19 protein-coding genes are annotated in these 22,053 nt (G+C 47.0%); 18 read left to right on the top strand and 1 reads right to left on the bottom strand.

The window, feature by feature from the left end:
• Positions 1-53: 53 nt before the first annotated feature.
• Positions 54-1,919, bottom strand: coding sequence for an SLC13 family permease (locus NBH07_RS03650; protein ID WP_005857720.1), 1,866 nt, complete (start codon positions 1,917-1,919; stop codon positions 54-56).
• Positions 1,920-2,124: 205 nt separating this feature from the next.
• Between NBH07_RS03650 and NBH07_RS03645 the strand changes: the two genes are divergently transcribed.
• The 18 genes from NBH07_RS03645 (at position 2,125) to rpmI (ending at position 22,006) form a co-directional block, all read left to right on the top strand.
• A complete protein-coding gene (locus NBH07_RS03645) occupies positions 2,125-3,504 on the top strand; it encodes an FAD-dependent oxidoreductase (RefSeq protein WP_156682375.1) in 1,380 nt (459 codons plus the stop codon).
• Positions 3,505-3,514: 10 nt separating this feature from the next.
• Positions 3,515-4,975, top strand: coding sequence for a decarboxylating NADP(+)-dependent phosphogluconate dehydrogenase (gene gnd / locus NBH07_RS03640; protein ID WP_156682374.1), 1,461 nt, complete (start codon positions 3,515-3,517; stop codon positions 4,973-4,975).
• A 4-nt stretch (positions 4,976-4,979) separates the two neighbouring features.
• Positions 4,980-6,446: a glucose-6-phosphate dehydrogenase gene (zwf, locus tag NBH07_RS03635; RefSeq protein WP_011966109.1), complete on the top strand. Its 1,467-nt coding sequence runs from the start codon at positions 4,980-4,982 to the stop codon at positions 6,444-6,446.
• A 4-nt stretch (positions 6,447-6,450) separates the two neighbouring features.
• Positions 6,451-7,152, top strand: a complete 702-nt coding sequence (pgl, locus tag NBH07_RS03630; RefSeq protein WP_009017250.1) for a 6-phosphogluconolactonase — start codon at positions 6,451-6,453, stop codon at positions 7,150-7,152.
• Positions 7,153-7,401: 249 nt separating this feature from the next.
• Entirely contained in the window at positions 7,402-7,926 is a 525-nt protein-coding gene (locus tag NBH07_RS03625; protein ID WP_009017251.1) for a nucleoside 2-deoxyribosyltransferase domain-containing protein, read from the top strand.
• 88 nt (positions 7,927-8,014) lie between these two features.
• On the top strand, positions 8,015-8,890 hold the full coding sequence (gene rfbA / locus NBH07_RS03620; protein ID WP_008772418.1) for a glucose-1-phosphate thymidylyltransferase RfbA: 876 nt from the start codon (positions 8,015-8,017) through the stop codon (positions 8,888-8,890).
• A 25-nt stretch (positions 8,891-8,915) separates the two neighbouring features.
• Entirely contained in the window at positions 8,916-9,992 is a 1,077-nt protein-coding gene (locus NBH07_RS03615; protein WP_195318955.1) for a GDP-L-fucose synthase family protein, read from the top strand.
• A gap of 25 nt (positions 9,993-10,017) precedes the next feature.
• Positions 10,018-11,169: a GDP-mannose 4,6-dehydratase gene (gmd, locus tag NBH07_RS03610; protein WP_005857703.1), complete on the top strand. Its 1,152-nt coding sequence runs from the start codon at positions 10,018-10,020 to the stop codon at positions 11,167-11,169.
• Positions 11,170-11,276: 107 nt separating this feature from the next.
• Positions 11,277-12,422, top strand: a complete 1,146-nt coding sequence (locus tag NBH07_RS03605; RefSeq protein ID WP_005857701.1) for an OmpA family protein — start codon at positions 11,277-11,279, stop codon at positions 12,420-12,422.
• Between the two features lie 96 nt (positions 12,423-12,518).
• On the top strand, positions 12,519-13,916 hold the full coding sequence (locus NBH07_RS03600) for an undecaprenyl-phosphate glucose phosphotransferase (protein WP_005857699.1): 1,398 nt from the start codon (positions 12,519-12,521) through the stop codon (positions 13,914-13,916).
• A gap of 69 nt (positions 13,917-13,985) precedes the next feature.
• Positions 13,986-14,408, top strand: a complete 423-nt coding sequence (gene ruvX / locus NBH07_RS03595) for a Holliday junction resolvase RuvX (protein WP_008772415.1) — start codon at positions 13,986-13,988, stop codon at positions 14,406-14,408.
• A gap of 3 nt (positions 14,409-14,411) precedes the next feature.
• Positions 14,412-14,969 (top strand): peptide deformylase, encoded by a 558-nt coding sequence (gene def, locus NBH07_RS03590; RefSeq protein ID WP_005857695.1) that lies wholly within the window; start codon positions 14,412-14,414, stop codon positions 14,967-14,969.
• A 20-nt stretch (positions 14,970-14,989) separates the two neighbouring features.
• Positions 14,990-16,537 carry an acyl-CoA carboxylase subunit beta gene (locus NBH07_RS03585; protein WP_005857693.1) on the top strand — a complete coding sequence of 516 codons (1,548 nt, stop codon included), beginning with the start codon at positions 14,990-14,992 and terminating at the stop codon, positions 16,535-16,537.
• A gap of 12 nt (positions 16,538-16,549) precedes the next feature.
• Positions 16,550-16,882 (top strand): acyl-CoA carboxylase biotin carboxyl carrier protein subunit, encoded by a 333-nt coding sequence (locus NBH07_RS03580; RefSeq protein ID WP_005857691.1) that lies wholly within the window; start codon positions 16,550-16,552, stop codon positions 16,880-16,882.
• Positions 16,883-16,923: 41 nt separating this feature from the next.
• Entirely contained in the window at positions 16,924-19,047 is a 2,124-nt protein-coding gene (locus NBH07_RS03575) for a tetratricopeptide repeat protein (RefSeq protein WP_009017252.1), read from the top strand.
• Between the two features lie 90 nt (positions 19,048-19,137).
• Complete coding sequence (gene thrS / locus NBH07_RS03570; protein ID WP_009017253.1) at positions 19,138-21,093, top strand: threonine--tRNA ligase; 1,956 nt, start codon at positions 19,138-19,140, stop codon at positions 21,091-21,093.
• Positions 21,094-21,126: 33 nt separating this feature from the next.
• A complete protein-coding gene (infC, locus tag NBH07_RS03565; RefSeq protein WP_008779711.1) occupies positions 21,127-21,753 on the top strand; it encodes a translation initiation factor IF-3 in 627 nt (208 codons plus the stop codon).
• A gap of 55 nt (positions 21,754-21,808) precedes the next feature.
• A complete protein-coding gene (rpmI, locus tag NBH07_RS03560) occupies positions 21,809-22,006 on the top strand; it encodes a 50S ribosomal protein L35 (RefSeq protein WP_005857684.1) in 198 nt (65 codons plus the stop codon).
• Positions 22,007-22,053: the final 47 nt, after the last annotated feature.

Raw genomic sequence — 22,053 nt, 5'->3', positions numbered from 1 at the left:
CTTGTACTGTTTTACAAACTGCAAATATAAAACTAAAATGCGTGTGCGAATGTTTAGAATGGGAATAATAAAGGTAATATAAATACCATAACGATTCCCATCACGATTTGTAAAGGCAACCCCACCTTTACATAGTCCATAAATGTATATTTTCCGGCGGACATAACGAGTGCGTTGGGTGGCGTAGAGAAGGGGGAGGCGAAGCACATGCTGGCACCTACCGTCACCGCCAGCAGGAACGGATAAGGGCTAACGTTGATGGCTATGGCGGATTGAAGGGCAATAGGGGCTACCAGTACCGCCGTGGCCGTGTTGCTGATAAACATGGTCAGTAGCGAGGTGGTGAAATAAATTCCGGCCATCAAGACGAGCGGTCCGTAATCGCCTAGTCCGCTCACCAATTTCTCCGAGATAAGATTGGAGGCGCCTGTCTTCTCTAAGGCTAGCGACATGGGTAACATGGCGGCGATCAAGACTACGCTTTCCCAATTAATCGTTTTATAAGCCTCTTCCACGTTACGGAAACATCCGGTTAATACCATCAATATTCCCGCTATGATTACCGCCGCTACCGGAGGAATCGGGATGAAGTCGAATACCATGGCGGCAATCATTAAGACCATGATCAAGGCGGCGACAGGGGCTTTATAATCCAGAGTGACTTTAGAGGCCTCTTCTAAGGGCTGGCCCAATACCACCCATTGCGATTGCTTCTGGCTCATGCGAGCGATACTGTCCCATGTGCCTTGTATTAGAAGGATATCGCCGGCATGCATCTTTATATCTTTTATATCATTCAGTATATATTCCCCTTTCCGTTGGATGCCTAAGATATTCACGGAATATTTATCCCTGAAACCAGAGTCCTTTACCGCCTTATTTATCAATTTCGAGTCGGGCATTAATAAGACCTCGGCGATACCGATCTCCCGAACGCTCAGCTTTTCAACCTCCGCCCCTTCAACATATTCGGATACGTGGGTATCCGTAAGCTCCAGATTCTGTTCTTTGGCGAATTGGTTTACTTTCTCGAACGGGCCGAACACATAGAGGATATCGTTCTCCTGTAATTCCGTATGTGGGCCGGCTAAGGACTGGTCTACGGTTTTAAGGAAACGTCCTTGAGAGGACGACTGCCGGCGTATCTCCAGAATGGAGAGATTATAAGCCTGCGTAATATTTAATTCTTGCAATTTTTTCCCTCCGATCCGGGAACCGGGCCTGATCTGTATCCGATATAGATTATCCGATAATTGGTATTTCTTGGCTAACTCTTTTGGGGAGTGCCCGGTTGTAGTCTTCGTGTCTTTGCCATCCTCCTTTTTTACCAAGAAGAATTTGCTTAGGGGAATCAAGACGACCAAGCCGATAAGCACACAAATAACCCCGATAGGCGTAAACGAGAAAAACGATAGATCCGTGAATCCGGCGTTGGATAGCACCTCATCTACCACGAGGTTCGGAGGCGTACCGATCAGCGTGGCCATTCCGCCCATGCTACTAGCGAAAGCCAAGGGCATCAAGAACCTCCCGGGACTGATATTGGCGCTTGCCGCCATGCTCACTACGATCGGAAGCATGAGGGCCACGGTACCCGTATTACTGACGAACGCCCCGATAAAAGCGGTGACCATCATGATCAATATGAATAATTTCAATTCGCTTTTTCCCGCTAGACGGAGTATCTTACTGCTGATCATCTTGGCCAATCCCGTTTTAAAGATAGCTCCTCCTACGACAAATAACCCGACCATCATGATGACGATAGGATTGGAGAAGCCGGAAAGCGCTTCTTCGGGTGTAAGTATGTTGAATACGATTAATAAGACGAGGGCGCATAGAGCGACAAGATCGGAACGTAATTTTCCATTAACAAAGAAAACGGCTGATAGGGCCAGTATTATAAGTGTTGTGATCATAGGGTATAAATATTATAGGTAAAGAACAAAAAATAGGGGGTATTTGTTCGTTATTTTCTTGTTTCGGGAAAAATGGCTAAACTTATAGGTTGAACAGCCATTTTGTAAAATAGGGGCTGGAGCTATTTTTGCGATATGAAATTCGCAACAATTAGGTTAAAACGAATGTTATTTTAATGTCTAACGAAAAGAAGATAAATCAGAGATGAAAAAGTACGATGCGATTATTATTGGTTTTGGGAAAGGTGGAAAAACCTTGGCGGCGGATTTGGCCAACCATGGATGGAATGTAGCTGTGGTGGAGCGTTCGGCGGGTATGTACGGAGGTACTTGTATCAATATCGGCTGTATACCGACGAAAGCGCTTGTACATTACGCTCAGGTGACGGGGTATCGCAGACCTTCTACCTTCGGGCAATATGCGGAGGAGTTTAAGCGGGCGATCCTCGCCAAGGAGAAACTGACCTCTTTGCTTCGTGAGAAGAATTTCAAGAATCTGGATGATCGGGAGACCGTAACGGTCTATACCGGAGAGGCTTCTTTTCGTTCCCCTTATGAGATTGTCGTGAAAACGGATACGGACTCTTTCTTGCTGGAAGGCGAGAAGATATTCATCAATACCGGAGCCACGACGATTATTCCTACGATAAGCGGTATCGAGGATAATCCTTACGTATATACAAGTACTTCCATTATGGAACTGGAGAAATTGCCACGGCATCTGGTGATTGTCGGAGGCGGATATATCGGGCTGGAATTCGCTTCCATGTTCGCCGGTTTTGGGTCGAAGGTAACGATCTTGGAGGCAGGGGAGGTGTTCGTCCCTCGTGAGGACCGGGACATCGCCGATTCGGTGAAGTCTACGCTAGAGAAAAAAGGGATCACCATTCATTTGAATACGGTCGTGCAGACGATCGAGCAGGATGCCGAGCGGGCTACGGTGATCTGCCGTAACGCTATCTCGGGAGATACCTTGCGGCTGGATGCCGAGGCGGTGCTTTTGGCTACCGGCCGTAAACCGAATACGGAAAGCCTAAATCTGCAGGCCGCCGGAATACGGACGACTAATCGTGGCGCTATCGAGGTGGATAGTAAGTTGCGTACCAATATCCCTAATATCTGGGCGATCGGGGATGTACATGGCGGATTACAATTCACCTATCTGTCTTTGGATGATTACCGTATTATCCGGGAAGAGCTGTTTGGTAATGGTTTCCGGAGCTTGGACGATCGGGAAGCAGTGGCTTATTCCGTATTCATCGATCCTCCGTTGGCCCATGTCGGGTTGAACGAGACGCAAGCCCGTAAGATGGAGAAAAATATAAAGGTGGCCAGCCTGCCCGCCGCCGCCATGCCTCGTACCCGTACCATCGAGCAGACGGATGGCTTACTGAAAGCCGTGGTAGATGCGGATACCGGGAAGATCCTAGGATGTACCTTATTCTGCGCCGAGTCCAGCGAAGTCATAAATACGGTTAGCTTGGCGATGCGTCTCGGGCAAGATTACACGTTCCTCCGGGATTCGATATTCACCCATCCGTCGATGAGTGAGGCTTTAAATGATCTATTTGGATTAATAAAATAAAAACATAAATATGAAAACATCAAATATTGGATTAATCGGCTTGGCCGTGATGGGCGAGAACCTTGCGTTGAACATGGAAAGCAAGGGGTTCACCGTATCCGTTTATAATCGTACAGCGCCGGGAGAGGAAGGCGTGGTAGACCGCTTCATGAGCGGTCGTGGAAAAGGAAAGAATTTTATAGGAACCCATACGATACAGGAATTTGTCGAGTCTATCGAGCGTCCTCGCAAGATCATGCTGATGGTAAAAGCGGGTGCCCCGGTGGATGAGCTGATGGCTCAATTGATTCCTTACTTATCACCCGGTGACGTGATTATCGATGGTGGCAACTCGGATTTCCATGATACGGAACGACGGGTGAAGGAGATGGAGGCGCATGGGATGTACTTCGTAGGTACCGGAATCTCCGGAGGGGAGATCGGTGCCTTGTACGGACCTTCCGTGATGCCGGGTGGCTCGCCTGCCGCTTGGCCTTTGGTGAAGGATGTCTTGCAAAGCATCGCCGCCAAGCTGGACGACGGGACGCCTTGTTGCCAATGGATTGGTCCGGGTGGAGCCGGCCATTTCGTGAAAATGGTACACAATGGTATCGAGTATGGAGATATGCAGTTGATTTCCGAGGCGTATTCTTTATTGAAGAATCGTCTGGATCTGGACAATGAGGCCTTGGCTCGTATTTTTGAGGATTGGAACACGGGAGAGCTGGATAGCTACCTGATCGGTATTACGGCCGATATTCTCCGCTTCAAGGACGAGGCGGGAGAGGGCTATCTGCTAGATAAGATATTGGATGCCGCCGGCCAGAAGGGCACCGGTAAATGGAGCGCTATCGCCGCTATGGACGAGAATGATCCGCTGACATTGATTACCGAGGCTGTTTATGCCCGTATGCTTTCTTCCATGCAGGAAGAACGGAAAAAAGCGTCCTCGCTTTATCCGAAGAGTGGCGCGTTGGGGCAGACCTTGATCTCGGAGAAAGAGATCAAGCAGGCTTTGTATGCTGCTAAGTTGGTTTCCTACGCACAGGGATTCTCTTTGTTGTGCCAAGCCTCCAAGCGATATGATTGGCAGTTGGATTACGGTACGATCGCCAAGATCTGGCGGAAGGGATGTATCATACGCTCTGTCTTTTTGGAGAAAATTACGCAGGCTTATGAGAAGAACCGGAATCTGGAGAACCTCTTATTCGATGAGTTCTTTATTCAAAAGATCGAGTCTTCCTTGTTGGCTTGGCGGCAAGTGGTAGCCGAGGGTGCCTTGCATGGAGTGGCTTTGCCGGCAATGAGCTCGGGGTTGAGCTATTTCGATGGATTGTCTACCCCACATTCTGCCGCTAACCTGATTCAAGCTCAGCGGGATTATTTCGGGGCTCATACCTATGAGCGGGTCGATTGGGAGCGTGGTAAGTTTTTCCATACCAACTGGACGGGCGAGGGAGGAAAGACGGTTTCTGGAACTTATAACGTATAAAGGTATGAAGAAAGCAGATAATCAATTATTAGTTATATTCGGGGCGTCGGGCGATCTTACCAGTCGCAAGTTGCTTCCCTCTTTGTTCGAGTTATATGTCCGGGGCTTGCTGCCCGACCGCTTCTGCATCTTGGGGGCCGCCCGTACCGCTTATGGTGATGAGGAGTTCTGTGCGGAGCAACATACGCATATCTTGGAGGCACAGAAGGGAAAGACTTACGACGAGGGCTTGATCGATGACTTCTTGGAGAATGTCTATTACCTCGCCTTCGATTCCACGAACGCCGATGAATACTACAAATTGCGTGAGCGCATCGAGTTCTTGCAAGAGAAACATGACTTGCCGGATAAGATCATCTATTACTTGGCTACCCCGCCGGTGATGTACGAGATCGTCCCGCAATGTTTGCTGGAGAGCGGTTTGAACAAGACCGAGTCTCCAGATGGTTTCAGGCGGATCATCGTAGAGAAGCCGTTCGGTACCAGCTTGGAGTCTGCCCGCCAGTTGAACGATCATTTACGACATATCTTCCATGAGGAGGAGATTTATCGTATCGACCATTATCTGGGGAAAGAGACCGTGCAGAATATCTTGGTATTGCGCTTCTCGAACGGTATTTTCGAGCCATTGTGGAATCATAATTATATCGATTCCATCGAGATCAGCGCTACCGAGACTTTGGGGGTGGAGAATCGAGGGAAATATTATGATGGAGCCGGGGCGATGCGGGATATGATCCAGAATCACTTGATGCAATTGATGTCGTTTATCGCCATGGAATCTCCCTCTATATTCGAGCCGGAACCGATTCGTGACGAGATCGTGAAAGTATTCCGCTCCATACGTCCGTATACGGTGTTGGATATGGATAAGATGGTTGTCCGCGGACAATATATCGGTTATCGGGAAGAGAAGAACGTAGCTCCCGACTCGAATACCGAGACGTATGTGGCAATGAAATTCTTCATCGATAACTGGCGCTGGAGCGGTGTGCCCTTCTATTTCTATACGGGAAAGAAGTTGCCGGAGAAGTCATCGGAGGTAGTGATCCACTTCAAGTCTACGCCCCATCAACTGTTTGTCGGTCAATGTTCGGGAGGTTCCTGCAATAAATTGACCATCCGTATCCAACCGAACGAGAGTATATCCTTGAAGTTCGGGCTGAAAATGCCGGGAGCCGGTTTCGAGGTGAAGCAAGTCAGCATGGACTTCCGCTACGATTCCCTCTCGAAGAGCTATCTTCCTGACGCTTACGAGCGTCTGTTGCTGGATGCCATGCTGGGCGATTCCACCCTGTATGCTCGTAGCGACGCTTTGGAGGCTAGCTGGAAATTTATCGATCCGATCTTGCTCCATTGGAAAGAGGAGGGTTCGAAGAACTTATTCTTCTATGAGCCGGGCGAGGACGGACCGGAGGAAACTGTTATTTTAGGTGCGGAAAAGAAAGTCTGCGCCTGCCAAAGAAGATAATTTTATGGAAATAAAGAGATATAATGAGATGAAAGAGGCGCTTCGGTCGATGACGGAGGACATGATGGCGATGATTCGCCGAAAAGACTTCGCTCCGTTTAACCTAGCGCTCTCGGGAGGAGAGACGGCGAAGCATATGTTTTCCCTCTGGGTAGATGAGTATAAGGATAAGATTGACTGGAATAACATCCGTTTCTTCTGGGTGGACGAGCGTTGCGTTCCTCCAACGAGTCCGGATAGTAATTACGGTCATGCGAATCATTTGCTTTTTAAGCCTTTGTGTATCCCGGCGGATCAGATCCACCAGATCAAGGGCGAGAACGAACCGGGTACTGAGGCGATGCGTTATTCATGGGTCGTAAAGGAATTCTTGCCGTTGTTCAATCAAATGCCTACGTTCGATTGCATCATCCTCGGCGTAGGTGAGGATTCCCATACGGCATCCATTTTCCCTACCACCATGGAGCTATTGTCGGATAGCCGTAACTATGCGGTATCCCAGCAACCTTCTACCGGTCAATACCGGATCACCATGACGGGACCGCTTATCTTGAACGGCGCCCCCTTATTGGTCCCGATACTGGGCACGAACAAGGAACCCGTAATCCAGAGGCTCTCCAAGGGTTATTCTCCTTCAAACGACACGCCTGCCGCTTATATCTTATCGCATGCCGTACAAGCTACGATTTATGGGCTGAACCCATGATTTTGCGACATGCCGAGCCCTTCCCAAAAACATGTACGTGTTTTCGAAAAAACACGTACATATACTCCTCTCCTTGGAGAAGATATACTGCAAGTACCCTAGGAGATATACTTCACCGTCCAAGTAAGTACTACTTCTCGTGATATCCTATTAGTATATACAAGACTGTTGCCCACATTTAAAGTGAATGTATTTGTTGGATTCATGTTTTTTTGCGAAGTTTGTTGCTTGAAAAGTAAGCTTTGAGACATGAATATGAGAAATATTGTACTGTGTATATTATATTTGTTTTTGGTGCCGATGGGAGGGTTTGCCCAATCTGAGGTCATTGTCTTGTATCCCGATACTGAAAATAAGGATTTGGATGAAGCTGTATACCAAAAAATCTTTTTGGCCGGCACGATTGATATGGGGAAAAGCGTGGATTGGCAAAAGGCTACCTGCGACTGGTTCCGGGCGCTTCCGGAGGGACGGTATCTCTTGTTCAATCCTCGTAGAGATAAAGGGTTGAGCGGGGAGATGTCCGATTTTGAGCATCAAGTGAATTGGGAACTGGAGCATCTGGAGAAAGCCGATCTGATTATCATGAACATTCTGGCGAGCAGCAAATCCCCGATAACTTTATTGGAGATGGGGCTGTTTATGCGCTCCGGAAAGTTGCGGGTGATTTGCGAGCCCGGCTTTTACCGCTATGATAATGTGCGCTTAACTTGTGCGCGCTATGGCGTCCCATTGTATCAGAATATGGACGATTTTTTGAAAACCATGCGCTAATCTATTATTATTTGTTTAACTTTGTATAGTTTTAGGGACGGTGTGGAATCGATCCTAAGCGAGTATTGTCGAACAAAATGGAAAGAATATGAAAGGTATAGTTTTAGCCGGTGGATCGGGTACCCGCTTGTATCCGATCACTAAAGGAGTTTCCAAGCAACTTCTACCTATTTATGATAAGCCGATGATTTTTTATCCGGTATCCGTGCTCATGCTGGCAGGGATACGGGAGATTCTTATTATATCGACCCCTCAGGATTTGCCGGGCTTTCGTCGTTTACTGGGCGATGGCTCCGATTATGGCGTTCGTTTTGAATATGCCGAGCAGCCTTCACCGGACGGATTGGCGCAAGCTTTCATCATTGGAGAGCGTTTTATCGGCGATGACTCCGTTTGCTTGGTACTTGGCGATAATATCTTTTACGGACAGAGCTTTACCCGTATGTTAAAAGAGGCCGTTGACAAGGCGGAGAACGAACAAAAAGCGACCGTGTTCGGTTACTACGTAAACGATCCGGAACGCTATGGCGTGGCCGAGTTCGATGCGGATGGGAACGTCCTCAGTATCGAGGAGAAACCGAAGGAACCGAAGTCGAATTACGCCGTGGTAGGATTGTATTTCTATCCGAACAAGGTGGTGGGCGTGGCCAAGAATATCAAGCCATCCGCCCGTGGAGAGCTGGAGATCACTACCGTGAACCAGTGGTTCTTGAAGGATGGGGAGTTGAAAGTGCAGCTATTGGGACGTGGATTCGCTTGGTTGGATACCGGGACTCACGACTCGTTGTCTGAGGCATCTACTTTCGTGGAGGTGATCGAGAAGAGACAGGGACTGAAGGTGGCTTGTCTGGAGGAGATCGCTTTCAAGCAAGGATGGATTGATGAGAAGCGACTTGAGCAAGTGGCTTTGCCGATGATTAAGAATCAGTACGGCCAGTATTTGATGAGGTTGATTAATAAGTAGAAGTAGTTCAGAATACGAGATATCGATGGAAAAAGACAGTAAAATATTTGTTGCCGGTCACCGGGGCTTGGTAGGCTCCGCCATCCTGAATAATTTGCGTAGCAAAGGGTATACGAACTTCCTGCTTCGTACGCATGCGGAACTGGATCTGACGGATCAAGCCGCTGTGAACGAGTTCTTTGCAGCCGAGCGGCCGGACTATGTGTTCTTGTCGGCGGCGCACGTCGGCGGTATCATGGCGAACAGTCTGTACCGTGCCGATTTTATCTACAATAATTTGATGATCCAGAATAATGTCATTCATGCCTCTTGGAAAAACAATGTAAAGAAATTATTATTCTTGGGAAGCACCTGCATCTATCCCCGTGAGGCTCCGCAGCCGATGCCGGAGGATTGCTTGCTGACATCTCCCTTGGAATATTCCAACGAGCCTTACGCGATCGCCAAGATAGCGGGTATCAAGATGTGCGAGAGTTACAACCTGCAATACGGTACGAACTATATCGCCGTGATGCCTACCAACCTCTACGGGCCGAATGATAATTTCAATCTGGAGACCTCGCATGTGTTGCCTGCCATGATCCGTAAGATCCATTTGGCGAAATGCCTGCATGCGGGAGATTGGGAGGCCTTGCGTAAGGATATGGACATTCGTCCGGTAGAGGGCGTGTCTGGGAAGGCCTCCGAGCCGGAGATACTCTCCGTATTGGATAAACAGGGTATCCGTCCGGGCGAGGTGGAGCTGTGGGGAACCGGCAAGCCGCTTCGTGAGTTTTTATGGAGCGAGGAGATGGCCGACGCTTCTGTTTATATCATGGAACACGTGGATTTCGAGGATGTCCGCCAGAAGGAGGGCGAGGTCCGGAATACACATATTAATATAGGTACGGGTATCGAGCTTTCGATCCGTGAGGTCGCCGAACTGATCCGGCGAGAGATCGGGTTCGAGGGCGAGTTGAGGTTTAACTCGTCCAAGCCGGACGGTACGCTTCGTAAGCTGACGGATGTAAGCAAGTTGCATGCCTTGGGTTGGCGCCATACGATCGAGATCGAGGAGGGCGTGAAGCGACTCTATGAATGGTACTTGGGAATTGAAAAATGAGAATTGAAAATTGAAAATTAGAGAAATGGGCAAAGTAGCGTTAATAACGGGTATTACGGGACAGGATGGGGCTTATCTTACCGAGTTCTTGATCAAGAAAGGATATACGGTACACGGTATCAAGCGTCGTTCTTCCATGTTCAATACGGACCGTATCGATCATTTGTATCAAGACCCGCATGTGGAAAACCGTAATTTGATTTTGCATTATGGCGATTTAACGGATAGTTTGAATCTTACACGTATCATTGGCGAGGTTCAACCGGACGAGATCTATAATCTGGCCGCCATGAGCCATGTAAAAGTAAGTTTCGACACTCCCGAATATACTGCGAATGCGGATGGTTTGGGCGTATTGCGTATCCTAGAGGCGGTCCGTTTGCTGAACTTGATCCCGAAGACGCGTATTTACCAGGCATCTACATCCGAGTTGTATGGCTTGGTGCAAGAGGTGCCGCAGAGGGAGACTACTCCTTTCTATCCGAGAAGCCCTTATGCGGTAGCGAAACTATACGGTTACTGGATTACGGTGAATTACAGGGAAGCCTATCATATGCACGCTTCCAATGGCATCTTGTTTAATCATGAGTCTCCATTAAGGGGAGAGACATTCGTGACCCGTAAGGTAACCCGGGCGGTTTCACGTATCGTTTTGGGTATGCAAAAAAAGGTTTATATGGGTAATCTTTCCTCCAAACGGGATTGGGGACACGCAAAAGATTACGTGCGTGCCATGTACGCTATTTTGCAACAAGATGAACCCTCGGATTATGTCATAGCTACCGGGATTACTACCACGATTCGGGACTTTATCCGTATGGCTTTTGAGGAAATTGGCGTGGGAATCCGCTTTAAAGGAGAAGGGATAGACGAGGTCGCTATCATAGAGTCGATAGACGAGGGATTGTTCGTCAAGAAGGTTGGTGATGCCTATCTGGAAAACTTTAAGAAACGTGTGGGTGAGGAAGTTGTGGGAGTAGATCCGCAGTATTTCCGCCCTACGGAAGTAGAGTTGCTGATCGGTGACGCTACGAAGGCACGTACTCGTTTAGGGTGGGAACCGGAGTATTCATTAGCGGCTTTAATTGAGGATATGATGAAGAACGATATAAAACTAATGAAGAAGGAGTCTTATCTGAAAGAGGGGGGCTATAAAATTTTGAACTATTTCGAGTGAGTTCGAAACAATTTGAAGATTTTATTTGTTGTAATTACAAAAAGAGTTAAATTTGTGCCAATTTTAAGATATTAGGTAATTGATTGTTTAATTAAAATGTTGAAAATATGAAGACTAAGGTTTTACTTTTAGCTTTGTTATCAGGTTTTGTATTCTCTGTGGCAGCACAGGAATATCAACCGCAGGTGGGGTTCAGCAATGAGGCTGGTTATAAGACTAATTTCAAGAAGAATAAAGCTCGCGACAATTGGTTTATTTCAATTGCGGGTGGAGCCAGCGTATTGTTAGGAGACCAAAATGGAGAGGCTGATTTCAAGAATCGTTTAAACTTCGCTCCACAAGTATCTTTTGGTAAGTGGTTTAATCCGTATTTAGGATTCCGTACCCAGTTAAATGGTGGTATTATCCACGGTTTTGAAGGTGATGGCGCACAGTTTATGCAACATAATAAATATGTAGCCGCTCACGTAGATTTGTTGTGGGATGTTACTAACTTCTGGGCTCCTTACAGAGAATCTAAAGTGTTCCGCTTGATTCCTTGGGTCGGTTTTGGTTATGCGCAGCGTTTCAAGACTACAGAGTCTTATGATCGTCCAAGAACGGAGTCTCCTACGTTGAACGCTGGTATCTTAACCGCTTTCCGTTTGAGCAAACGTGTTGATTTGAACGTTGAGATCCAAGGTTCTTTGTTGAACGAGCAGTTTAACCGTGTCGAGATGAATCACCTGACAGATGGTATCGTTCAGTTGAGCGCTGGTTTGACATTCAAATTGGGTAAGACAGACTTCGAGGTATTGGAGCCGATGGATTACGCTTTGTTGAACGACTTGAACGGCCAGATCAACTCTTTGCGTGCTGCTAACGATGAGTTGAGCAAACGTCCGGTTTCTTGCCCTGAGTGCCAAGAGACAGTTACTGAAGTTGTAAATAACTACGTTGACAATGTGGTTTACTTTCGCATCAACAGCGCTAAGATCGACAAGAACCAGCAGATCAATATCTATAACACAGCTGAGTTCATGAAGAACAACAACGCTCCGATCAAGGTAGTTGGTTACGCTGACAAGAAGACGGGTACTTCTGATTATAACATGGGTCTTTCTGAGAAACGTGCTAGAGCGGTCGCTAAGGAACTTATCGATAAATACGGTATCTCTTCTAGCCAGATCACTATCGAGTGGAGAGGTTCGGACGAACAACCTTATGGCGAAAATAGCTGGAACCGTGTAGTAATTATGAGCGCTAATAATTAATTTACGAATTAATACTTTAAAAAGGCCGTACTTCTAAGTGCGGCCTTTTTTTTGCGCCGAAAAATACTTACTTTTGTGAGAATTTATCGAATTGCTATGATATTGAACAAAAAACATGGTTATTTAATCCAATGGCTGATTGGTGTAGGAGATTTGATCGTATTGAATCTCTTGTTTATGGCCGTTTTTCATCTGCTTGGCCCGAAATACACGGAAGCGATATCCTATAATTTGAGAGAGGTTATTTTGTTATTGAATTTCTGTTATTTCTTCTCTTTATATTTTATCCCGATTCAATTGCATCAGGCGGTCGTGTTTATCGACAAGATTGTGCAACGGGCGTTCGGATTGGTTACCGTACTTATCTTTTTATTCGCTACTTGCTTGATCTTCTTGAATGTAGGGGATATTCTGGCTACCTTCCTCTTGGTCTATTACGGGGTTTCTATCATCTTGTTTTCGCTTTGGCGGGTTTTTGTGCGCTTATCCTTAAAGTTTTATAGGCGAAAAGGCTATAACTTTAAGAAGGTGGTGATTGTGGGTGCGGGAAAGAATGGTATGGAGCTTTACCAAGTTATGAAAGATGATTTGAGCTATGGGTTTAGTGTAAAGGGGTTCTTTGATGACAATGACTCGTTGAAAGACGTTTTACCTAATTATTTGGGTAAGACGAGTGAGGTGGAAGCGTATGTGCTGGAGCATGATATCGATGAGATTTATTGTACCTTGCCGGGTACGAACAACGGAAAGATCGTACGGCTTCTGAATTTCGCTGAGAAGAAGATGGTGCGCTTCTATATCGTGCCCGAGTTTTACCGGGATGTAAAGAAGAGTATGGTGATGGAGGTGATGGAATCGATCCCATTGCTGACGGTCCGCCGGGAGCCTTTGCAATCCGCCTATAACCGGTTCTTGAAACGAACGTTCGATATATTTTTCTCTTTGGTGATTTTGCTCACGATTTATCCGATCCTGTACATCGTGGTCGGTATAATGATCAAGTTAAGCTCACCCGGCCCGATTTTGTTTAAGCAGAAACGTACGGGATTGTATGGGCATGACTTCGAATGTTTTAAATTTCGTACGATGAAGGTGAACGCGCAGGCCGATACCTTGCAGGCCGTCAAGGATGATCCCCGGAAGACCCGGATCGGCGATTTCTTGCGCCGGACGAATTTGGATGAGTTCCCTCAGTTCGTGAACGTCTTGCTGGGCGATATGTCCGTGGTAGGCCCTCGTCCGCATATGCTGAAGCATACCGAGCAGTACTCGGCGTTGATCGATAAGTATATGGTGCGGCATTTGGTGAAACCGGGAGTAACGGGGTGGGCGCAAGTCACCGGTTACCGAGGTGAGACCAAGACGCTGGAGCAGATGGAAGGACGTGTGAAGAGAGATGTGTGGTATATAGAGAATTGGACGTTCTTCCTTGATTTAAAGATTATTGTGGTTACGGTACTGAATATGTTCAAGGGAGAGAAGAATGCATATTGATCCGATTTGTTGCACACTTTTTGCGGATTTGTGTAATCTGTATTTATATTTATGCTATATTCGCGCTCGATGGGAAGAATAATTGCAATAGATTACGGCCGGAAACGTACGGGGATAGCCGCTACGGATATTTTACAAATGATCGCTAACGGCGTGGCGACAGTCCCAAGTGGAGAGGTTGTGAAATACCTGTCGGATTACATATCACGGGAACCGGTGGATTTATTTGTGGTCGGGCTTCCGAAGCAAATGAACAATGAGCCTTCTGAGAACATGAAGTATGTGGAGGCGTTCGTGACCCATCTGAAAAGGACGATACCAAGTATCCCGGTAACTTATTACGACGAGCGGTTCACGTCGGTCTTAGCTCATAAGGCCATGTTGGAAGGCGGTTTAAAGAAAAAGAAACGGCAAGATAAAGGATTGGTTGATGAGATTAGCGCCGTTATTATTTTGCAAGCTTATTTAGAAAGTAAAAAATATCAGTTATAACTTATGATTTTACCCGTATTTTTATATGGTCAGCCCGTACTAAGAAAAGAGGCTGAGGATGTACCTAAAGATTATCCCGACTTGAAACAGTTGGTTGCCAATATGTTTGAAACGATGTATAATGCTGATGGGGTAGGGCTTGCCGCTCCTCAGGTGGGCTTGTCTATCCGTTTGGTGGTTATAGACGGTGATGTGATGGGAGATGACTTCCCTGAATGCAAGGGTTTCAAGCGTGCGTTGATTAATCCCGAGTTTTTGGAACGTAGCGAGGAGGAAATAGCTATGGAGGAAGGCTGCTTGAGCCTGCCGGGTATACACGAGAAAGTGTCTCGCTCGAAAACGGTTCGTGTGAGATATTGGGATGAGAATTGGGAGGAACACGAGGAAGTGGTGGAAGGTTTCGCCGCCCGTATCGTGCAGCATGAGTGCGAGCATCTGACGGGGCATGTCTTTATCGACAATGTCTCCGCTATTCGCCGTCAATTGAACAAAGGCAAATTAAATAGTATTATTAAAGGGACGGTTCGTTGCTCTTACCGGGCAAAAGCCGTTGGTAAATAATAAATCTATAAATAATCAATATGACAGATTTAAGTAAAAACATTGAGGCCCTCAGGGAAAAGAAAGCCGTTATCGAGATGGGCGGTGGTGAGGCTGCTATCGAAAAGCAAGTGGCGATGGGTAAGCTTACTGCCCGGGAGCGTATCTTGGCTTTGTTGGATAAGAACTCTTTCCATGAGTATGACATGTTCGTGAAACACGATGGCCGTGATTTCGGTATGGAGAAGAAGGTTCTGCCGGGTGATGGTGTGGTTACTGGTACGGGTACGATCTTTGGTGCCCCGGTTTGCATCTATGCGCAGGACTTTACGGTTGCCGGTGGTTCGTTAGGTTTGCAGCATGCTCGTAAGATCACCAAGATCATGGATCATGCGTTGAAGATGAAATGTCCGATCATCGGAATCAATGACTCGGGTGGCGCACGTATCCAAGAAGGTGTTGGTGCTTTGGCTGGTTATGGTGAAATATTCTATCGCAATACGATCGCCTCGGGCGTGATCCCTCAGATTTCCTTGATCCTCGGTCCTTGTGCCGGTGGTGCCGTTTATTCTCCGGCGTTGACGGACTTCGTGTTTGTGGTTGAGAACATCTCTAAGATGTTTATCACGGGACCGAACGTTATCAAGACCGTGCTGGGTGAGGATATCTCTATGGAAGACCTTGGTGGCGCACGTGTTCATGCGGAGACTACAGGTAACGCTCATTTTTATGCCTTGAGCGAGCAAGAATGTTTCGATCAGGTGAAACGTTTGGTTAGCTTCATCCCTTGGAATAATCAGGAGCGTGCGAAAGTGGTTGAGCCGAAAGAGCCGTCCGCTATGCTGAATATCGAGCAAGTAGTTCCGGCGGACCCGAAACAACCGTATGATGTGCGAGACGTTATCAGATGTATCGTCGATGACTCGGACTTCTTGGAGATTCAAGAGTTGTGGGCCGCTAATATTGTGATCGGTTTTGGTCGTATGGCAGGAGAAACGGTAGGTTTCGTTGCCAATCAACCGATGGTTTTGGCCGGCGTGCTTGATTGTGATAGCGCTGACAAGGCCGCTCGTTTCATCCGTTTCTGCGACTCATTCAATATTCCTATCATCACGTTGGAGGATATGCCGGGTTATCTGCCGGGCGTAGATCAAGAGCATGCGGGTGTGATTCGTCATGGGGCTAAGGTTCTGTATGCGTATTCGGAAGCTACTGTTCCTAAGATCACGGTTATCTTGCGCAAGGCGTACGGTGGAGGTTATATAGCTATGAACTCCCGTCACTTGGGCGCTGACTTCATGTTCGCTTGGCCGAGCGCGGAGATCGCTGTTATGGGTCCGGAAGGCGCAGCTAACATCATATTCCGCAAGGAGATCATGGAGGCGGAAGATCAGAACGCTATGCGTCAGGAGAAGGTGAAAGAATATATCGAGAAATTCGCGAACCCATACGTGGCGGCTTCCAAGGGATTTATCGACTCTGTGATCGAACCGAAAGAAACCCGTTCATTATTGCTACACGCACTGAAGCTTTCCATTCTAAAAGAGGAATACAGACCGGCCAAGAAGCACGGTTTGCCTCCGTTCTAAATTGATGAGAGTATGGAAAAGAAACACCAGCAAGAAGAATATGTAGACTTTGTGGTGACGGCACGTAAATATAAGACGTTGCTGACAGCGAAGTATAAGAGCCGACCGATGTGGCATAAGCCGTCGGCTGGTGACGTGGTTTCTCATCTTCCCGGAACGATTATCAAGATTATGGTAGAGGAAGGACAGGCTGTGGAGGCCGGGCAACTTCTGCTAATCCATGAGGCGATGAAAATGCAGAACCGGGTGGTCGCTCCCATATCGGGAGTCGTTGTCGAGCTCAATGTAAAAGAGGGCGATAAGATAACGAAGAATCATTTAATGGTAAAAATAGAGTCTAAGTAAGATAATTTACTTATTTTTGCCTCTCAATCATTTTTAATAGGATGAAGAAGGCAACACTCTTTTTGATATTACAGATATTTACGATTTCGCTTTTTGCGCAGATTAATACGGACCGTGTATTGGCCATTGGCAGGAACGCCCTTTATTTTGAGGATTATGTTCTTTCCATTCAGTACTTCAATCAGGTTATCAAATCCAAACCTTGGTTGGCGGAACCCTATTTTTACCGTGCGGTGGCGAAGATAAATCTGGACGATTTTAAGGGGGCCGAGGAAGACTGTACTTTATGTCTTCAGCGGAACCCTTTTTTAACGCAAGCGTATTACGCTCGCGGCATCGCCCGTCAAAGCCAGGAGAAATACGACGAGGCGATCGACGATTACCAGAAAGGACTTGAGTTCAAACCCGAGGACCGCCAGATGCTGGTGAATATGGCGGTGGCTTTTATCCAGAAAAAAGACTATAACGGGGCGGAGAAGACATTCGATGATTTAATGACCGCCCATCCGAAATATTCCATGAATTATATGACACGGGGCGCTATGTATCTGGAGAAAGGGGATACGTTGAAAGCCTTGGCCGATTATAATAAGGCGATCGAGATGGATCCTTATTATGCGCCGGCGTATGGCAATCGTGCGATCCTTCATTATCAAATGGATGATTACAAGGACGCTTTGGCCGATTTGAACGAGGCTCTACGTCTGGATACCCGTGAGAGCGGATATTATATTAACCGGGGGCTAGTTCGTTATCAGATGAATGACTTGAGAGGTGCGATGGCCGATTACGATCAGGTGATCAGCATGGATCGCCGGAACTTGATCGCACGATTCAACCGAGGTTTGCTTCGGTTCCAAGTCGGGGATAATAACCGTGCTATCGAAGACTTCGATGTCGTTATCCAGCAAGAGCCAGATAACTATATGGCTTATTACAACCGTGCGTTGCTCCGTTTCGAGACGGGCGACTACCGGGGGGCCGTGCAGGATTACGACGTGGTCTTGAAGCAATATCCTACTTTCCTGCCAGGCTTTGTGAGCCGTTCGGAAGCAAAGCGTAAGCTAGGGGATAACGTGGGGGCAGACCGTGATTATTGGGCAGCCATAAAGATGGAGGAGCAGGCCAAGAACGGACAGCTCCCGAAGACATCGTCTTCTAGCTCCAATACAGCGGTGAACGGAGATGCCAAGACGGACGATTCGGAGGAGAATACTCGTGAGCAATCCGATAAGAATATCAATAAGTTCAACCGCTTGGTGGTATACGATAAGGAGCAGGAGCGTAAAAGTAAATACCAAAGTGAGGTCCGTGGGCGTGTACAAGACCGGAATGTCCATGTGGATCTGGAACCCCAGTTTGTCTTGACCTATTACGAGAAGGCGGATCCCGTAAAGAAACTTGTTTATTACGACAAGATGGTGGAGGATTACAATGGCCAGATGGTCTTGAAGCGTAAATTGCGTATCACGAACGAGGAGGCCGCTTTGACCGAGGACCAGATCGCCGTGCATTTCGCCTCCATCGACGAGTATTCGGCGGAGATCGAGCGTGATCCGAACAACGCTAACGCTTATTTCGGTCGTGCGATGGACTTCATGTTGGTGCAGGATTTCTCGGAGGCGATCAAGAATTTCTCGGAAGCGATCGAGCGAGACCCGTCGTTCACGATGGCTTATTTCAATCGTGCCGTGGAACGTTATAAGCAATTGATGTACACCCAATCCCAGCAGGCTAGCAAGGATACGTACGACTTGAGTGGCTCGGGAATGAACTTGAATATTGGTAAGTCCGCACAGTCGCAGGTAAACGCCAACACCTCGGTGGACCTCCGGAGCGCTATGCTGAAGGATAATAAGCGAGCCTATGAGCATGAGCAGATCATGAGGGATTACGATATGGTGATCAAGCTGAACCCGGGTTTTGTGTACGCTTACTTTAACCGTGCGAATCTGCGTTGCGCCCAGCGTGATTTCCGTGCCGCTATCGTTGATTACAACGAGGCGATCGAGCGGGACCCTGAATTTGCCGAGGCTTACTACAACCGTGGGTTAGCCCGTCTGTCGCAAGGTGACGTGAACCGGGGCATCGCCGACTTGAGCAAGGCAGGGGAATTGGGTATCTACAACGCCTATAGTATCATCAAGCGAATGACAAGCCGGTGATAACGCAAATTATTCGAGTTAAATGTTTCGCTGATAGAAAAGAAATATTAACTTTGTGGGCTGAATATAAAGAATTTTAGAGAATAGAATATGATAAAGATTACATTTCCGGACAATTCCGTAAGAGAATATGCAAAGGGAACGACTGCTATGCAGATAGCGGAAAGCATTAGTTCTCGTTTGGCACAGGAAGTCCTAGCCGCAAGCGTGAATGGGGAGGTTTGGGACTTAAGCCGTCCTATCAACGACGACGCTACGGTGAAACTTTTGAAGTGGGAAGACGAGGAAGGTAAACATGCGTTCTGGCATTCCAGCGCTCACCTTATGGCAGAGGCTTTGCAGGAATTATATCCGGGTATTAAATTCGGTATCGGTCCGGCGATCGAGAACGGTTTCTATTATGACGTGGATCCGGGCGAGGCCGTGATCAAAGAGGGTGATTTCGCTGCTATCGAGGCTAAGATGCTTGAGCTGGTAGCCAAGAAAGAAGAGATCAAACGTCAGGACATTACCAAGGCGGATGCCATGAAGATGTTCGGCGATAGAGGTGAAGAGTATAAAACAGAGCTTATCAGTGAGTTGGAAGACGGTACGATCACTACCTATACACAGGGTTCTTTTACGGACTTGTGTAGAGGGCCGCACTTACCGAATACCTCTTATCTGAAAGCTGTCAAGATATTGAGCGTAGCCGGCGCTTATTGGCGTGGCGATGAGAAACGCAAGCAATTGGTTCGTTTGTATGGTATCACTTTCCCGAAAAAGAAGATGTTGGATGAGTATCTGACATTGTTGGAGGAGGCCAAGAAACGTGACCACCGTAAGATCGGTAAGGAAATGGACTTGTTCATGTTCTCCGATACGGTAGGTAAGGGCTTACCGATGTGGTTGCCGAAAGGTACCGCCTTGCGTTTGCGTCTGCAAGAGTTCTTGCGTCGTATCCAAGCTCGTTATAATTATCAAGAGGTAATGTGTCCGCCGATCGGTAATAAATTATTGTATATTACCTCCGGCCACTACGCTAAATACGGAAAGGATTCTTTCCAACCGATCCATACACCTGAGGAGGGTGAGGAATACTTCTTGAAACCGATGAACTGTCCTCATCACTGTATGATCTATAAAAACTCTCCTCGTTCGTATAAGGACCTGCCGTTGCGTCTCGCTGAGTTCGGTACGGTTTGCCGGTATGAGCAGAGCGGAGAGTTGCACGGATTGACCCGTGTACGTAGCTTTACGCAGGATGATGCTCATATTTTCTGCCGCCCCGATCAAGTAAAGCAGGAATTCTTGAACGTGATGGACATCATCTCGATCGTATTCAAGACGATGAATTTCGAGAACTTCGAGGCTCAGATCTCCTTGCGTGACAAGGTGAACCGTGAGAAATATATCGGTAGCGACGAGAATTGGGAGAAGGCTGAGCAAGCGATTGTAGAGGCTTGTGAGGAAAAAGGCTTGAAAGCTAAGATCGAATATGGAGAGGCCGCTTTCTACGGTCCGAAACTCGACTTCATGGTGAAAGACGCTATCGGCCGCCGTTGGCAGTTAGGTACGATTCAGGTAGACTATAACTTACCGGAACGTTTCCAATTGGAATATACGGGTGCCGACAACCAGAAGCACCGTCCGGTTATGATCCACCGCGCGCCGTTCGGTTCCATGGAACGATTCGTTGCCGTATTGATCGAGCACACCGCCGGAAAGTTCCCGTTGTGGTTGACTCCGGAGCAGGTATGTATCATGCCGATCAGCGAGAAGTTTAATGATTACGCTTGGCAAATCGCGCGTGAGTTGGGTAATCAGGAAATCCGTGCTATCGTAGATGACCGAAATGAGAAGATCGGTCGTAAAATTCGTGACAATGAATTGAAAAGAATCCCTTATATGCTCATCGTTGGAGAAAAAGAAGCAGAAAATAGTGAAGTTTCTGTAAGAAAACAGGGCGAAGGTGATAAAGGTTCGATGAAAATTGCTACCTTTGCAGCGCTTTTGAATGGCGAGGTAGAGGAAATGATGAATCGCTGGCAAAAAAGTAATGATTAAATAACTAATAACGAGGAGAATAAATCTTTTTGAATGAAGAATGACAATCTGAAAGAACAGTATAGAATCAACGAACGTATTCGTGTTCGTGAAGTTCGTTTAGTAGGTGACAATATTGAGACGGGTGTTTATCCGATCGCTCAAGCGCTGAAAATAGCGGAAGAGCAGGGGATGGATCTAGTCGAGATTTCACCAAATGCTGCGCCCCCCGTTTGTAGAGTAATCGACTACCAAAAATTCCTCTATCAGCAAAAAAAGCGTCAGAAAGAGCAAAAAGCGAAATCTGTGAAAGTGGTCGTGAAGGAGATTCGTTTCGGGCCTCAGACAGATGATCATGATTACAATTTTAAATTGAAGCACGCTAAGGGATTTTTGGAGGAAGGTTCGAAGGTCAAAGCCTACGTGTTCTTTAAAGGCCGTTCTATCCTTTTCAAGGAACAGGGAGAAGTCTTGCTGCTTCGTTTTGCCAACGATTTGGAGGACTATGGAAAAGTAGAGCAGTTGCCGGTTCTGGAGGGAAAACGTATGATTATCATGCTTACTCCGAAGAAAGCGGGCACTGGTTCAGCCCCGGCTGCGGCCGCAGCTCCGAAAGTTGTAAAGAAAGTGATTACGACACCTAAGCCTAAAAGTGAGGGTGATAAGAAAACAGAAGAATAAAATCCGTCCCTGATAGAAGGGAGGTTAAGTTTAATAATTAAAATATAATTGGAAAATGCCTAAGATGAAGACTAATTCCGGTGCCAAAAAGAGGTTCGCCCTTACCGGATCAGGAAAGATCAAAAGAAAACACGCTTTTAAGAGTCATATCTTAACAAAGAAGACTAAGAAGCAAAAGAGAAATCTTACTCACACGGGTTTGGTAGCTAGTGTTGACGTAAGCAACGTAAAGCAGATGCTTTGCATGAAGTAATCTTTATTCATTAAGCGAGTTTTATAACGATTTTTATTAACCGAATG

The organism is Parabacteroides sp. B2-S-102 (assembly GCF_023656665.1).
Taxonomy (GTDB): Bacteria; Bacteroidota; Bacteroidia; order Bacteroidales; family Tannerellaceae; genus Parabacteroides; species Parabacteroides distasonis.
Note: the sequence above shows the minus strand (reverse complement) of the source record. Positions and strands in the feature narration are given on the sequence as shown.